This is a genomic window from Brevinematia bacterium (assembly GCA_039630355.1).
Lineage (GTDB): Bacteria > Spirochaetota > Brevinematia > DTOW01 > DTOW01 > SKYB106.
This window is the reverse complement of the sequence record JBCNVF010000076.1, coordinates 1-14,713: the sequence shown is the minus strand read 5'-3', so window position 1 is coordinate 14,713 and position 14,713 is coordinate 1. Positions and strand designations below refer to the sequence as shown.

At 37.0% G+C, this 14,713-nt stretch carries 15 protein-coding genes; 9 read left to right on the top strand and 6 right to left on the bottom strand.

Going from position 1 to position 14,713, the window contains the following annotated elements; translation table 11 throughout:
* The 3 genes from cmr6 to ABDH28_05525 all read left to right on the top strand — a co-directional run.
* Positions 1-316: type III-B CRISPR module RAMP protein Cmr6 (gene cmr6, locus ABDH28_05535; protein ID MEN2998479.1), on the top strand; the 316-nt coding region annotated here is incomplete at its 5' end.
* Between the two features lie 15 nt (positions 317-331).
* The gene (locus ABDH28_05530; GenBank protein MEN2998478.1) at positions 332-1,165 is read left to right on the top strand and encodes a putative CRISPR-associated protein; all 834 of its coding nucleotides are present in this window, start codon (positions 332-334) and stop codon (positions 1,163-1,165) included.
* A 251-nt stretch (positions 1,166-1,416) separates the two neighbouring features.
* The gene (locus tag ABDH28_05525; GenBank protein ID MEN2998477.1) at positions 1,417-2,550 is read left to right on the top strand and encodes a SpoIID/LytB domain-containing protein; all 1,134 of its coding nucleotides are present in this window, start codon (positions 1,417-1,419) and stop codon (positions 2,548-2,550) included.
* A 10-nt stretch (positions 2,551-2,560) separates the two neighbouring features.
* Here the strand turns inward: ABDH28_05525 and ABDH28_05520 are convergent, their stop codons facing one another.
* On the bottom strand, positions 2,561-3,490 hold the full coding sequence (locus ABDH28_05520; GenBank protein ID MEN2998476.1) for a phosphatidate cytidylyltransferase: 930 nt from the start codon (positions 3,488-3,490) through the stop codon (positions 2,561-2,563).
* Positions 3,491-3,741: 251 nt separating this feature from the next.
* On the opposite strand from ABDH28_05520, the gene ABDH28_05515 reads away from it, so the two are divergent.
* Genes ABDH28_05515 through ABDH28_05505 form a run of 3 tightly spaced genes read left to right on the top strand, consistent with a single transcriptional unit; the run spans position 3,742 to position 6,140 of the window.
* Positions 3,742-4,038 (top strand): metal-sulfur cluster assembly factor, encoded by a 297-nt coding sequence (locus tag ABDH28_05515; GenBank protein MEN2998475.1) that lies wholly within the window; start codon positions 3,742-3,744, stop codon positions 4,036-4,038.
* Between the two features lie 37 nt (positions 4,039-4,075).
* A complete protein-coding gene (locus ABDH28_05510; GenBank protein ID MEN2998474.1) occupies positions 4,076-4,921 on the top strand; it encodes a DUF58 domain-containing protein in 846 nt (281 codons plus the stop codon).
* 31 nt (positions 4,922-4,952) lie between these two features.
* Positions 4,953-6,140 (top strand): FtsW/RodA/SpoVE family cell cycle protein, encoded by a 1,188-nt coding sequence (locus tag ABDH28_05505; GenBank protein ID MEN2998473.1) that lies wholly within the window; start codon positions 4,953-4,955, stop codon positions 6,138-6,140.
* A gap of 23 nt (positions 6,141-6,163) precedes the next feature.
* Here ABDH28_05505 and ABDH28_05500 read toward each other — a convergent pair whose 3' ends face one another.
* Genes ABDH28_05500 through ABDH28_05485 form a run of 4 tightly spaced genes read right to left on the bottom strand, consistent with a single transcriptional unit; the run spans position 6,164 to position 11,363 of the window.
* On the bottom strand, positions 6,164-8,293 hold the full coding sequence (locus ABDH28_05500) for a hypothetical protein (protein MEN2998472.1): 2,130 nt from the start codon (positions 8,291-8,293) through the stop codon (positions 6,164-6,166).
* The gene (locus ABDH28_05495; protein ID MEN2998471.1) at positions 8,259-9,149 is read right to left on the bottom strand and encodes an MBL fold metallo-hydrolase; all 891 of its coding nucleotides are present in this window, start codon (positions 9,147-9,149) and stop codon (positions 8,259-8,261) included. Before ABDH28_05495 ends, ABDH28_05500 begins: the two co-directional genes overlap by 35 nt.
* Positions 9,146-9,829 carry a hypothetical protein gene (locus ABDH28_05490; GenBank protein MEN2998470.1) on the bottom strand — a complete coding sequence of 228 codons (684 nt, stop codon included), beginning with the start codon at positions 9,827-9,829 and terminating at the stop codon, positions 9,146-9,148. Before ABDH28_05490 ends, ABDH28_05495 begins: the two co-directional genes overlap by 4 nt.
* A gap of 49 nt (positions 9,830-9,878) precedes the next feature.
* Positions 9,879-11,363 carry a DUF2723 domain-containing protein gene (locus ABDH28_05485; protein MEN2998469.1) on the bottom strand — a complete coding sequence of 495 codons (1,485 nt, stop codon included), beginning with the start codon at positions 11,361-11,363 and terminating at the stop codon, positions 9,879-9,881.
* Between the two features lie 344 nt (positions 11,364-11,707).
* On the opposite strand from ABDH28_05485, the gene ABDH28_05480 reads away from it, so the two are divergent.
* The 3 genes from ABDH28_05480 to purH all read left to right on the top strand — a co-directional run bounded on the left by ABDH28_05480 (position 11,708) and on the right by purH (position 14,367).
* A complete protein-coding gene (locus tag ABDH28_05480) occupies positions 11,708-12,220 on the top strand; it encodes a hypothetical protein (protein ID MEN2998468.1) in 513 nt (170 codons plus the stop codon).
* A 113-nt stretch (positions 12,221-12,333) separates the two neighbouring features.
* Positions 12,334-12,810 carry a bacterioferritin gene (bfr, locus tag ABDH28_05475; protein MEN2998467.1) on the top strand — a complete coding sequence of 159 codons (477 nt, stop codon included), beginning with the start codon at positions 12,334-12,336 and terminating at the stop codon, positions 12,808-12,810.
* Positions 12,811-12,819: 9 nt separating this feature from the next.
* Entirely contained in the window at positions 12,820-14,367 is a 1,548-nt protein-coding gene (purH, locus tag ABDH28_05470) for a bifunctional phosphoribosylaminoimidazolecarboxamide formyltransferase/IMP cyclohydrolase (GenBank protein MEN2998466.1), read from the top strand.
* Positions 14,368-14,381: 14 nt separating this feature from the next.
* On the opposite strand, the gene ABDH28_05465 is transcribed toward purH, so the two are convergent.
* On the bottom strand, positions 14,382-14,713 hold a 332-nt coding region (locus ABDH28_05465; protein ID MEN2998465.1), incomplete at its 5' end, for a sigma-70 family RNA polymerase sigma factor.

Below are 14,713 nucleotides of genomic sequence, written 5' to 3'. Positions count from 1 at the left end.
TGAGATATTCGGAACTCAGGAGCAGAAGGGTAGAGTCATATTCATGGATGCTTACCCTGTCAGTGAAATTAAATTAGAACTTGACATTATGAACCCACACTATCCTGACTACTATTCTAAGAACCAACCACCAGCAGACTGGCAAAACCCAGTTCCTATAACATTCCTAACAGTCGGTAAAACCAAATTCCAATTCTTGCTACTATCAAGAGATGAAAGTCTTCTAGAAAAAGCTACTATTCTCCTGAAAAATGCACTCAAAGAGCATGGAATAGGAGCAAAAACTTCATTAGGATATGGAATATTTGATGCCTAACAAGAGAAGATTAGTATGAGAGAAAAAGAGTTTCACGTAATAAGTACTGGAGTTTCTATAATAACAAATCTGAAATCAAAAAAGAAACTATACACTGACATAGGAATCTCTGAAGAAGATCGCTGGAAGGAAATAATGGAAAATCCAGAAGAGATCAGAAAGGTTGTTCAGATTGTAAGTGCCGACCCTATGGTAATGTCTGCAGAACTGAATACCTTCCTAAGAGTAGTCAAAGATAAAGATCCATCAAATATATCGGTTTTCCTATTCGGAACAAAAACTATGTCAAATGAGTTATGTAGGACAGCAATACAGGAATATCTCAAAACTAAGGGTTACGTATTGTATTCTCCTCAAGAGGTGAGTGGATATTTCTACGAAGCAAAATATTATCCAGAAGTTGCAGTAAGTGATTTTCAAAAAGACCTGTTTACCCTTGTGGACATTCTAATCTACATAGCAGTCAAAAAGAAAGAAGAAGGTTTTAAAGTGTTTTTCAACCCAACAGGTGGACTTAAAATGCATGTAGTAGCAACTACTATAGCTGGGTTCATAACCTCATCAGAGGTATACTACATGAATGAAGAATTTAACGATGTTGTTTTCATACCAAATCTTTTTTACCTACCTAAAGGTAAAGAACTATTGTTACTCAAAATGTTACTACAGAAAGAAGAAACTACTCTAGAGGAGCTGATTCCTAGTGAAGCAAGTAGTTGTGAAGTACAGGAGTATAAAGATGGTATCCAGAGACTAGCCCTTTATGGACTCGTGAGGATAAAGGACAACAAAATTATACTAACTGAAAGAGGATCAATAATATTGGATAAAATTAGAGAGTTGTTCTAATCTATGAAAGGAGAAATAAAACGCTAGGACTTTACCCCAATACGGAGCTAATGTGTTTCAGCTTCTAAAAGAAGTGGATAAGATTATATCTAAAGTGTGGAATGTTAATGGTTTCGTAATCTTGGAGTAGCAAGTTTTCTCCTCTAATGAGAACTAGACTTTATGGCAACTTTTCATTTGATCTTGTTAAAACTTGTTGACTTCCTTTATAATTAAAAAATATTTTATTGATAAGTCAAGGAGGTGAAGAGTTGCTGAAGCTAAAGCATGGAGTTCTTACTTTGCTAATACTTACTGTAGTTGGGATGACATTCAGTTGTATTCCAAGAAGTGATGTAGTAGGTGATTTCTGGAAGGTTGGGAGTACAAACATAAGGGTTCTTATAGATAAAAGGAAAGTTTTTAGGCTTTTCTCTACGGGTAGATTACTCTTTGTTGAAGGTATTCCGCTGGAGAGAGAGATTTCCGTGAGTTTGGATAAGACTAACATAGTTGTGAATGGAATAACTCTGGGTGAGAGAGTGGATGTTTACTCGGATGGTAATATTATCTTTGATGGGATAGAGTACAGTGGTTTTTTTAGATTAGTTGCTGAAGGGTCTGTAGTAATGGTGATTAATGTAGTAGAGTTAGAGGAATATCTAGAATCGGTTGTGCCTTCTGAGGTTCCAGCGTTATGGCCTATGGAAGTTCTTAAAGCTCAAGCTATAGTTTCTAGAACCTATGCTCTGAGAAGAATATTAGACAGTAAAGGCAAGGAGTATGATGTCTTAAGCTCCTACAAATCGCAAGTCTACTCTGGAGTTAAAAAAGTACATGAACGGACAAGCAGAGCAGTAAGAGAAACAAGGGGGGTTGTTATAACCTACAAAGGAGAAATCATATCTGCGTTCTTTCACGCAAACTCAGGAGGATTGATAGAGTCTCCTGAGGTGATAGGAGCAAGGTATCTACCATACCTAAAGCCGTCTGTTGATAGATTCTCTCAAGATACCTATAGATCTTTCTGGAGCACCTACATCCCGAAGGGTAGCTTTTTGAAAGGGCTCTTTGGTAATGACAATCTAAAACTGGTTGCAATAGAGATTCCTTACAGAATGCCTTCAGGATCGGTTAGGGAAATAAGGGTAACTGCAACTGATGGAAAAGACAAAGTTACAGTGGAAATTGATGTAAACAGATTTAGAGAAGTCTTTCCATCTGTTCTAAGCCCTAAGTTTGAAATAGAAACCGATGGATATGGAATAACATTTAAGGGTTACGGTTGGGGCCATGGCGTTGGAATGTCCCAATGGGGAGCTAAGGCAATGGCAGATCAAGGATATAATTACAGAGAGATAATAAAGTATTACTACAAAGATGTTGACATTGAGAATTTATACTGATCAACGAATATCAGAAAACGAGGTAGTATAACATAACTCCAAATGAAGCAAGCATAACACCATCAAAAACATCAAAAACACCTCCTAATGATAGAAATATATGCCCTGAGTCTTTCGTATCAAAAAACCTCTTCATCAGTGATTCAATTATATCCCCAAAGAAACTGAGAAATACCACTACTAATGCCAATATGATAGCATCAGTGTAAGACGGAATGAAGATAAAGCTTTGGTATCCCACAGAGTCCAAAATAAACTTAAATAATATTCCCCCTATGATTCCAAGAACTAACATTCCAATTGTGCCTTCAAGAGTTTTGTTTGGACTTGCTAGAAACAAAAGTTTTATCCTACCTAATGTTTTACCTATCACCAGTGCCCCTGCCTCAGAAAACCAACCTACCCCCAGAGTAAACGCTAAAAAGAACGTTTTATTACTGATATCAATTAGTTTTAATGTTAACATTGATCCCACTGAGAGCACAATATACGTAGAGCTGACTGACAGAATACTATCGCTTATTAAGTAGTTGTTCTTTGATATATTTAAGGCGGAAAGTGACAAATTCAGGATTAAAAGTGATAGAAATAGTGACAAAATTATCATCGCTATACTTCCAAAGTCTCTAACTGTAGGTTCTTCACCCAATGCTAAGTTTTGTAATGGAAACTTGTCTGTTATACTTATTGATGAGAAAACAATGATTGAAATTGTTACGAATATAACGAAAGTAGTTTTTTTGAATTTGGGGATGTAGAAATATTTTTTTTCAAACATTTTTACTATCTCAAAAAATATGGCAAGAGCTAAAATGATGAAGAAAAAGTAGACAGATCCAAAGTAAAGTGGGGAGTCAAACCAAGGAAGAGCAACAAAGAGAATTATTGGAGCTAGAACAGAAGAGATCAATACTCTCTCTTTTAGTTCTTTACTAAACATAGTCTTTCTCTTTTAAGTAGGGAATATTCTACAGGAATACCTGTGAGTTTTTCCATTTAGAGTTGGTTTTACGGTGAAGTCTAGAGTTTACTGTGTAGTTTCTTTGGGGATTTCGTGTTGGTGATGTAGAATTACTTATTGGAAAGCTGAGTTTGCTAAGATGTGAAGTTTTAGGGTTAAGAAATTGTAGTAATTGACAAACTTGCTTGCTTGGGATTAAATTTTATTCAAGCGTAAGATAGGGGGTGAAGATGTCAAAAGAAGAGGTTTTGCAAATGCTCAAATCAGTTTATGACCCAGAGATAGGTATTGATATTGTAAATTTAGGTCTTATATATAGGGTGGATATAAGTGAGGATGGTAAAGGCATTGAGGTTGATATGACACTTACCTCCCTAGGGTGTCCGTTAGGACCTTTTCTTATGAATGCGGTTGAGGAAATACTAAAATCTAAGTTTGAGAAAGTGAAATTGAACCTTGTGTTTGAACCACCTTGGACACCAGAGAAAATTTCGGATGAAGGAAAACAGGCTTTGGGAATCCTCTAATGGATCTTAAAGTATTTGGAGATATGGTTTTGCTTATATGTATTTGGAAAAGGTAGCAATTGATTATCTTAAGGGTGTGAACATAGCAAGGATATTCAAGAAGTATTTTATTTCAGAGAATACTAACAAGAGTATAAACATTAAGGGTAGTAATAACGAGTTTTTGGAACATCGTGAATACTACTATTCAGATGAACTTAAGAATGTTAATTGGAAGCTCTATGCTAAGATGGGTAAACTGTATACCAAGGTTTTTTCAACGGATATAAGTAACGAAGTTTTGATACTTTTTGATATATCAAAATCAATGTTAGCTGGTAAGAAGATTTTGAAGCTTGAGTATTCAAAGTATCTTGTGAGTATAGTAGCTTACAAGCTTGTTACTGAGGGATACAAAGTTGTATTTTCTACTTTTGACAGTAACATTTATGAGACATTTGTCTTTAGTGAGAAGAACTTTCAGAAGTTTGATTTATTGCTAAGGGAGATGAGGTGTGGTGGTATTACAAACTTCTCAGAGGTTTTAAGGAAGCTTCCTAGCTATATGGGTAGTAATTCAAACCTACTCGTGATTTCGGATTTTCTGTTTATTTCTGCTGGAGAGATTTCAGTGCTTAGAAAGCTATTTCCTAAGAGAGATATTGTTTTGTTTCAAGTGCTTTCAGCGGAAGAGATTTCTTTCATAGATGGTGATTTTGTGGAGCTTGTTGAACCTGAGAGTAACGTGAGAAAGCTTGTTCAAGCAAAGGAGGCTCAGAAGAAGTATATTCAGGCACTGTCCTCATTCCTTGAGCAGATATACATATCTTCATTCTCAAGCAAAATCCCTATGATCACTTTCTCAACCGATATCCCTTACTACGTTGTGTTGAAAAAGATCTAGAAAACTTTTCGGTTTCCGAATATCTTTTTATATGGATTCTTTTCTTAGGAAAGAACTTCTTAGAGATACTGTCTATTGTCTTTCTGATGGTAGAAAAGATAGGGAGCTTTCTTGTAGGAAGGCAAAGTTTTACATCCAGATGGTGATGATCTCAGTTTTTTCACTCATAGTGATAGGGTTAGCTTTCGTTCTCTCTACAACTTACTCTTTGTCCTTGCATAAGTTTGGAAACCCGTTTGTTCTTTTTGGTAGACAGTTTTTGTGGGTAGTGGTGGGTATAGTTGCTATGCTGGTATTCTCTAGGATAGACACTTCTGTTTATGGTAAGTTTGTGAAGTTTATTTTACTTTTTGGAATTTTGATTAGTATTCTTCCGTTTATTCCTGGGGTTGGTAAAGCTAGAGGAGATGCGTATAGATGGATAAACTTGGGAATTCTGAATATCTCTTCTTCAGAGATAGTGAAAATGGTTTTAATACTCTATATATCGGTAGTGCTTTCAAGGAAGAAAGATAAGAGTAATTTTCTCAATGTTTTCTTACCGATATTTGTGGTGTCTGTCTTGTTTTTTGTAGTAGTATCTTTGCAACTGGATGTGTCAATGGCTTTTCTCGTGTTAGTTAGTAGTATAGTCATTATGTATGTTGGTGGTATACCTCCACTGCAGGTGATTTTGACGGTTCTAGTGTCTTTTTTCTTTATTCTACTTTTTGGGGAGAAGTTTCCATACCTTCAGAATAGGATTTTAGCATTTCTTGATCCTTGGTCCGATCCTTTTGGCAGAGGTTACCACTCAATATATATGGTAAAATCTTTCCAGAATGGCGTTTTTGGGGTAGGGGTAGGTAATGGAAGTATAAAGGAGAAATACCTTCCCGAGGCACATACAGATTCTGTGTTTGCTGTAATCGGTGAAGAGGCAGGGTTGATTGGTGCTTTGGTTGTTCTTACTCTTTTTACCACTTTCTTTTATTACTCTCTCAAACTTGCTGTGGAGGTAGAAGACTTGTATAGAAGTTCTCTGATAGTTGGTTTTTCAACAGTCATTTCGGTATGGGCTATAGTTAACATCATTGTTAATATAGGGTTACTACCACCAACAGGAACAAACCTACCTCTTCTGAGTTACGGAGGAGCAAATATGGTTACATCGCTTGCCGGGGTAGGGATAATCTATAGGTGTTACAGGGAATTTAGTACATGTAGGAAAGACACATAAACGAAAGCTTAAAAAGGTTTGGATTAGTGTCCTCCTGCTGGTGCACCTCCTCCTTCACTTGCTTTCTTAACCTTGGGAAAAACATACTTTGTTCTATCCTTCCCAAAAAGATTACCATACCTCACTCTGACCTCAAGGTCAACAAGTTTACCATCTGGGTATAGAGTTTCATGAAGGCTTTTGAAGACTACTAGGTATCTGAATACTCTAACTTTCTCATAGTCTCTTAGGAAGATAGTAGGCGAAAGTAGGACAGATTTGTCATAATACTTACCTCCAGTTGATAGAGCTAAGGTTTTTAGCTCGTTGTTGGTGGAGAGGGAAATTACATAGATAGGTATAAAGTTGTTATAGGCGTAGTCTAGAAGTGTATAGATGTCCGTGAGAGAACTGTCGGACTCAAGGTTACCAGAGGATATGACAAGAACTGCGTTTCTTCTGACAGAGTATAGTAGTTCCGTTACCGCCGTTGAGATTCCATCCAAAATCTTATACCTTTCTGAAGGAGCTGTGAATTTTTTCTCAATGAATTCCAGAGGAGTTAAAACTGATACATTTGTTTTTCCAAATGTCACAAAGTTTTCATCAACTATTGACAGGTTGATGTGATCAGATGGTCTGAGTTGCTCTAGTAGTTCTCTGAGAAAACTGGTGATGATGTCAATATTTTCAAAAACCTCTTTGCTTTTTTCAATGACTATGTAGAGACTTTTTCTTTTTAGGAAAGAATAGGTCTGTTCACATTCTGGCATGACTATGCTAGCTCCTGATTCTAGAACTTCAAAGTTGTAACTCCTTAGATTATCAATAAAGTCCTGTTGGATATTCCGCACCCCTACTAGAACTCCTATCATTGGAAAATGCTGGGAGAATACACCTTTTATGTCAACATCTAAGTTGTAAGTATGTAGGTATTCATTTCCAAGGACCTCTATTCTGTTTTCCTCTGTGCTAAGAGCGTAGATCTTGTTCTCATATCCAATAGCTACATCGTCAAACTTATGTCCCTCTACTATGCTTGAGGTATTGCCTTCTCTTGAGAGGAGGAATATGCCATTATCACTTGCGACTACAAAACTGTCTCCAAATGTGCAAAACCCGTTTATCATATCTCTGAAAGTAAGAGAGTATAGATGTTCTCCATACTTAGAAAATACCTTTATTTCGTTACTATCGGAAACGAAAATTTTCCCTGAATACACTTCAAGGTCTTTTGGGTTGTGTAGTGAAGCTTCAGGAAAGGAGAACAATACTCTGCCATCTTCCTTGCTGATTACCAGTATTTTCTTACTTAGCGTATCAAGTATATACAACCACTCGTCCAGAATGCTTATCTTTCTGAAGTTTGTTCCACTAAATTTAAAGATCTTCTTAGTGTTGATGTTTAAAACATTTAGATTGAACCAGCCTTCGGAGTATTCGTATAGCTCTGAGAAACCCAGAAGCCAGAAGACCTTTTTATCATCATCGTAGGCAATATCCACTATTTTCTTGCCTAGAGTATAATGTGAGAGTGAAAATTGATTGTCAAAAGTTAGAAATTTGCCGTCAGAGAAGGAATTTATAGCGATTCCTTTCTCAGGGAAAAATCTTATACTGCTAGGTAGAGAGAATACTTTTCTATTTGAGAGGATTCCGTATATATTTGTCAGGCTGAAGTATGAAAGAGGAAGCTTATAGTTGAATGATAGGGATAGTCTTGAGTAAATGGAGGAGAGTTTAGGTAGAACGAATGTTGAAAGCTCGCTGTCTTTTATTTCCTCAAGCAGGTCTATAGCGTTTTTTATTTTTCCTGAGTTAAAGTAGGCTTTGGCTAGAAGGTACTTTGTCTCAGAAGGGATAGGGTTATAGAATATTGACTTACTGAGAGAATATATTGCTCTGTTGTAGTTCATGGTGGAAAGGTAATCAATACCCTCTATGAGGAATTTTTCTCCTAGGCCAAACTTAACATCTTTAAACTTTTCTATTTCTTCCACAATTTTACTTTTTGTAGCTATTAAATTAGTTTCTTCTAGATTTTCGCTATGATGGTTAGGAGTTTCACACCCCAAGGTAATACTTACTGCAAGTATGAGTGGAATTACTTTGATGTTAAGTATTTCTAGTAGAAGTAGGTTAAACTTCAATTTCCATTCCTTCTCTTGCAACATATATTTTGAACTTAATACCTTTCATCCTAAAGTAGTTTTCAATGTAGTGTTCTATCAGCATCATGTCTTCGTCTTTTCTGTTTGGGTCTAGGTGGAATAGGATTATTTTCTTAGCCATTGCTTTTATTCCGAAGTTTATAGCGCTGGGAATTGATGAATGCCCCCATCCTTTTTTGGTGGTGTACTCTTTCTTTGTATACTGAGCGTCTATTACAAGGATGTCTGCATTTCTGGCAAACTCTAATATTTTTTCTTCTGATGGAATGTTTTCTTTTCCAACTATTCTAACCATTTGGGAAAAATAGTTTCCTCCTAGTATCTGTGGTTTGGGTATATCTACTTCAAAGTCAAATAATGTGACTACTTTTTTGCCGTTGTATTCAAAAGAATAGCCAAGGCAAGCTGTGGGGTGATAGAGGTAAATTGTTGAAACCGTGGTTTTTCCTATTTTGAAAGTCTCACTTTCAAGTTCTCTAAACTCAAGGTAAGATGCAAGATCTTCCATCTTGACAGGGAAATATATGTATCCCATTTGTCCACTTATCATGTTTCGTAGTTTTCCTAACATGCTGGGACCGTATATTAGAATTTTATACCTGTAGTCAAAAATTGGTGAAAAGAAGGGAAGTCCTTGGATGTGATCCCAATGGGTATGTGTTAATAACAGATTTATCTCGTACTTTGGGTATGAGGACTTTATCTTCTCTCCTAGTGCTCTGATTCCTGAGCCTGCGTCTATGATGAAGATTGTTTCGTCGTTTCGGATCTCTATACAAGATGTATTACCACCATAAACGGCTGTAGTGAGTCCCGGAACTGGTATTGAGCCTCTAACTCCCCAAAACCTTATGATCATTTTCCCTTTTTTTCTTCCTCCTGAGAGGTTCCCATCTCGGACAGCGCTTTTTCTATTTCTTTATTGACCCATCTTTCAAATCTTCCACTCTTTAGCACTTCAGAGAAGGTTTTAATAACCTCAGGTTTATCAACATTTTTTAACGCTCTTACGGTTTCAAAGGCAATCATGTTGTTGTCAACAGATTTAATAACTCTGTCAAGGAAGATGAAAGCTTTTTCAGATCCTTTTCCAAGTTTACCTATTGCCCTTATTATCTCTATTCTGTAGGGAATAGACTTAAACCTGTCGTAGTTGTCCACCAAAGGTTCTAGTGCTCTCTTGTCTCCTAGTTCTCCCAGTGCCCAAATTGAGGCTAAAATGACCTCATCAAATCCTTTTTCAACAGAGGAACCTGAGAATAGGAATATGGATATAAGTCTATCAAATGCTTTTTTAAGTTTTAATTGTCCTAGCCTGTATACAGCTTTTTGGGCGATTTTGTAGTTATCTGAGTAAGTCAAGTCTATCAGTAGGTCTACATCCTCAGGTCCGAAGGAAAAGATCACATCTTCGGGTTCCTGCTTTTGCTCCTCTTTGGTAGATACTAGAGGTTTTTCGGAAGACTCTTTTTTCGTTTGAGCCCAAGCGCATACTACTACTATGAGCATGATGATGATAGCTAATCTTGTGATTTTCATCTATTCCTCCAAATCTACTAGAATATAGTAAAAGAACTTTCTGCTACCTTCAAGATTTTCTGGCGATAGGGATAATTCTTTCACCCCAGTCCATTGTTGTTTGCATTCCTTGGGAAACAAATATCCCAACTATGAAGTATGATTGTAATAAAAATACACTCCAGAATGCTCTCATTCTTTCAACTGGTTCTCCTTGAACAAAGAGCGCAAAGAGCACTAGGAATGTAAGCCATATAAAGAGCAAGGAGAAACTAAAGTTGATATCTTTTTTGAATAGTCCTATTAGGCCGGGTATGATAAGCAAATACAATGCGATGTGGAATTGTTGTAAATGTATTTTTACGAGATCCCAGAGCATCATAAGGTTGTAGTAAAGAGGTGTTCCACTAAGCCCACCATATTGCTTTCTTAAGATGTGTGTCCATAACACATCCAGGCTTTTTATCTCTCCCCATGTCAGTACTCTTATTTCAGCTTCGGGCATGCTGTATATTGCTATGCTTCTTATCCAAAGATATCCGTAAAACACAACAATGGGGAGCATGAAAAGTAAAATTCCCCAAAACGAAGTCTGGAGTAAATCTCTGACCCATCTATCTTCTTTGTTATCTGGATAGAGATACCCTGCTAAGCCGGCAAAGATCATAGGCACAAAAGGTGCAATTGTGATAATCCAAGCTTGCTGAGGAGAGATAGGACCTAACACTTTCCAGCCATTGTAGTAGAATAGGACTATAGCTAGTATCAGGGATAGTAGAAACCCGATAATCAGTAAGAATTTGGTAGACAGGAGGTCTCTAATCTTGAAAGTGACCTTGCCCCATAGAGCGGAAAATACGATTAGAACTATGAGTATGCTTATTGGAATTATGTAACCGGCAGAAAGGTGATGATCAGTTAGACTTAGTCCCATTGCGAAGAAAAGAAGTATCAGGTATCTGCTTCCTATGTAAGGTTCCTTGGTGTGATAGTAGTTAAAAACCACATCTTCATACCAGAGCATAAATGCTATTAGGACAAGTCCGTTTAAGAGGCTATGTAAAGAGTAAACTTCCCCTATTATTGACTGATCCCAAAGAAGATTGGAGAAACCTATAGCTAAACTTCCCAAGATAGCAGGAAGGTATATCCTTAGATCTATACCGTTGATGTTCCTTACAATGTCAGGTTTTCTTGTAATTCCAAGAATTTTGAGAGCGAATAGGAAAAAAACAAACGCAGTTGCAGAACCTGCGAATGCGGACATAAGATTTATCCTGTAAGCAACATTACCAAATGGAAGATAGGAGAAAAACTTCCCCAAAATTGCAAATAATGGATATCCTGAAGGGTGTGGTGCACCAAAAGAGTATGTTGTAGTTGCAAGCTCTCCATGATCTCCGGCAGCAACGGATGGTGTTAAAGAGATAACGTAGTTGATGAATACTAGTATGAACACTCCTAGACCGATAAACAGATCTCTAAGCCTATAGGAATAAAACTGGTAGTTCTGGTAAAAACTTTCGGAGATAAATGGATTGATATTTTTTATCATTCTTCTTCTCCTTCCTGGTTAATTATAAAGACTTGAGGTTTGTATCTCAAATTAAAGCGATGGATGAAATTAATCTCATGATGTTATTTTTTGGCTCTTTAGCTTTTTGCTTTCTTTGGGCGTCCTGACTAAAGTTTACAGGGAAGTTTGGTAGAAATTAAAGTGAAAAACCTCCTCTTGCCTCGTAAAATAAAGGCAAAAAGAGGCACATATGAATCACAGAAAAACTGTAAATCACTTCCACAAAAAATACCAAACTCTTGACCAAATTTCACTTATTAAAAGTGAAAAATACTTTAGTTCTAATTTACAATGTTCTTGTAGACGTAAGGAGGTAGGCCATTATGAGAAGAGTGATCGTAGCTTTTTTAGTGACTTTTGTTCTATCCTCGGTAATTTGTCATGGTTTGGATGTAGCTGTTCTGGCGGGAATGCCTTTCTATGCTGATGGAACCGGAGTTGTAGGTGAGGTGAGTATCAACGAAAATATGAACAAACTGATAGGAGCCCCTATCTATGTAAAATTTGGTTTGGGGTTTCAGTATGCTCAGGGATCTGAAAATAACTATGTGGTAAACCTAGTTGATTTCGGAGCTATAGTAGGTGGTGCATATTACTTTACATTTGATAAAGTGATTATGTTCGGCGGATTGGATTTATCTCTTTCATACGGTAATAGTTTCAACGACTTTGCTAGTTCAGGAAGTGTAGGTGTTAGTTTTAGACCTAATGCTGGAGTTGGTTACTCTCTTACAGACAAGTTAAGGATATTTGTAAGAGCAGGCTATAACTCAGGGTTGTATCAGAGTTACATTGGGTACGTCTTCTTTAATCTTGGATTGAGTTTGGGACTATAAGTTCCACTTTCTTACTCTCGTAATAACCTATTGGGAATGAGATCTTTAGTTGCAAGTATTTATGTGGTTAGTTCACCATTCTAACTCTAAGTTGTAAACAAAGGAGGGAGTATATGAAAGGAAATCCGAAGATAATAGAATCTCTAAATTCTCTTCTTGCGGATGAATTGACTGCTATCAACCAGTATGTGGTTCATGCTGAGATGTGTGCTAACTGGGGTTACGAAAAACTTCATGAGTCTTTTGAAAAAAGAGCAATTGACGAAATGAAACATGCAGAGATGCTTATAAGAAGAATTCTGTTTTTGGAAGGGAAACCGATAGTTTCCAATCTTAGAGAGATAAAAATAGGGTCTGAAGTTCCGAAGCAGATAGAGAACGACAGAGAAGCTGAGGAGTATGCAATCAAAGCTTATAACGAGGCTATAAAGGTTGCAATAGAAGTTGGAGATTTTGCTACCAAAACCATGCTTGAGGAGATACTAAGAGATGAAGACAGACATATAGATGAATTAGAAGAACTTTTGGATCAAATACACCATATGGGCTTACCTGTTTTTTTGAGTGCTATGATCAAGGATGAGAAATAATGAGATCTTATGGTAAATGAGAAATATGCTCTAGTTAGTGTATATGACAAAGAAGGGATTGTAGAATTTTGCAGAAATCTGAGCGATTTGGGATATAAGATAATTTCAACTTCGGGAACTTACAAGCTACTTAGGGAGAGTGGAATAGAGGTAATTGAGGTTTCATCTATCACAGGTTTTCCGGAGATACTTGATGGTAGGGTGAAAACCCTTCACCCTGTTATCCATGGTGGAATACTTTACCGAGACAAAGAGGATCACAAAAGCCAGATTGCTACTTATGGGATTCCCAACATAGAGATAGTAGTTGTAAACCTTTATCCATTTGAAGGAACAGTAAGGAAAACTTCCAACCTTGAGGAAATAGTTGAGAATATTGACATAGGTGGTCCTACTCTGGTTAGATCTGCAGCTAAGAACTTTGAGAGGGTTTTAGTAGTTACCGATAAGTCAGATTATTCGGCAGTTATAGAAAGGCTAAGAAATGGGGAGAATACTTTAGAGTTTCGTATAAATCTTGCTACTAAGGCCTTTAATCACATTGCCAGATACGATGCGGTAATTGCTAGCTTTTTTAGTAATTACTCATCCGAAAAGTTTCCGGAAGAGACAGCTATACCTCTTAGAAAGATACTGTCACTGAGGTATGGGGAAAACCCGCATCAAAGTGCTTCTGCATATGCGTTGTTTACTTTGGACAAGGTTCTGTCGGTGTTCTCGGGTGAAGTTCTTTGGGGAAAGGAACTTTCTTACAATAACATTCTTGATTCGGATGTAGCATTAGAGATGGTGAAGGCGTTTTCCTCAGAAAACTTTTGTTGTATAATAAAGCACAATACACCGTCAGGAGCAGGTATAGGAAGAACTCTTTATGAGGCTTATGAAAAAGCGTTTAAGTGTGATCCTATTTCGGCCTTTGGAGGAATAGTGGGCTTTTCTCAGAAAGTAACAAAGGAACTTGCAGAGAGATTTGTGGAGACATTTTACGAAGTTGTTATAGCTCCGGATTACGAGGATGAGGCTCTGGGGATTCTAAAGGGTAAGAAAAACTTAAGAATAATTAGGGTGAAAAACCTAGATTACCAGCACGGTAGGTTTGAAATGAGGAGTATAAACGGTGGGGTACTACTCCAAGAGAAAGACTCTTTGGTTGAGGAGATCAGAAGATGTAGGGTAGTGACAACCCGAAAGCCTTCGGAAGATGAATGGTTGGATCTACAGTTTGCTTGGAAAGTTGTGATGTTTGTCAAATCAAATGCAATAGTAATTGCTAAGAACTTATCTACAATAGGGATATGTGGTGGGCAAACATCAAGAATTGATTCCGTAAGAATAGCGATAGAAAAAGCTAAACGAATGGGATTCTCGTTAGAAAAAGCGGTATGTGCGTCAGAAGCTTTTTTCCCATTTAAGGACAGTGTAGAACTTTTAGCCAAAGAAGGTATAACTGCGATAATACAGCCTGGAGGTTCTGTCAGAGATGATGAGTCAATAGAAGAGGCAAATAGAAACGGTATTGCTATGGTATTTACCGGTGTTAGACACTTTAGACACTAAAAGACTGAAACCAATTAGTTGAAGTTTATCTCAAGTAACTCGGGAGACTTCGCTTTTATTATCTCTCTTATTCTCTCTATTGCTCTGTTTTCAATCTGCCTTACTCTTTCCTTAGTAAGCCCCATTATCTCACCAATTTCTTTGAGAGATAGAGATCTTCCATAAAAACCATACCTATACTTTATTATCTCTCTCTCTTTATCCGGAAGCGATTCAATGATATTTCTAACTTCCTCTGCAACAGCTTTCTTTAAGACAGTTTTCTCAGGATTTTCCACCGTTTGATCCTCTATATTTAGAAACTCATCATAGGTTGTCTCGTTGTCACTATATATACTATCTTCAA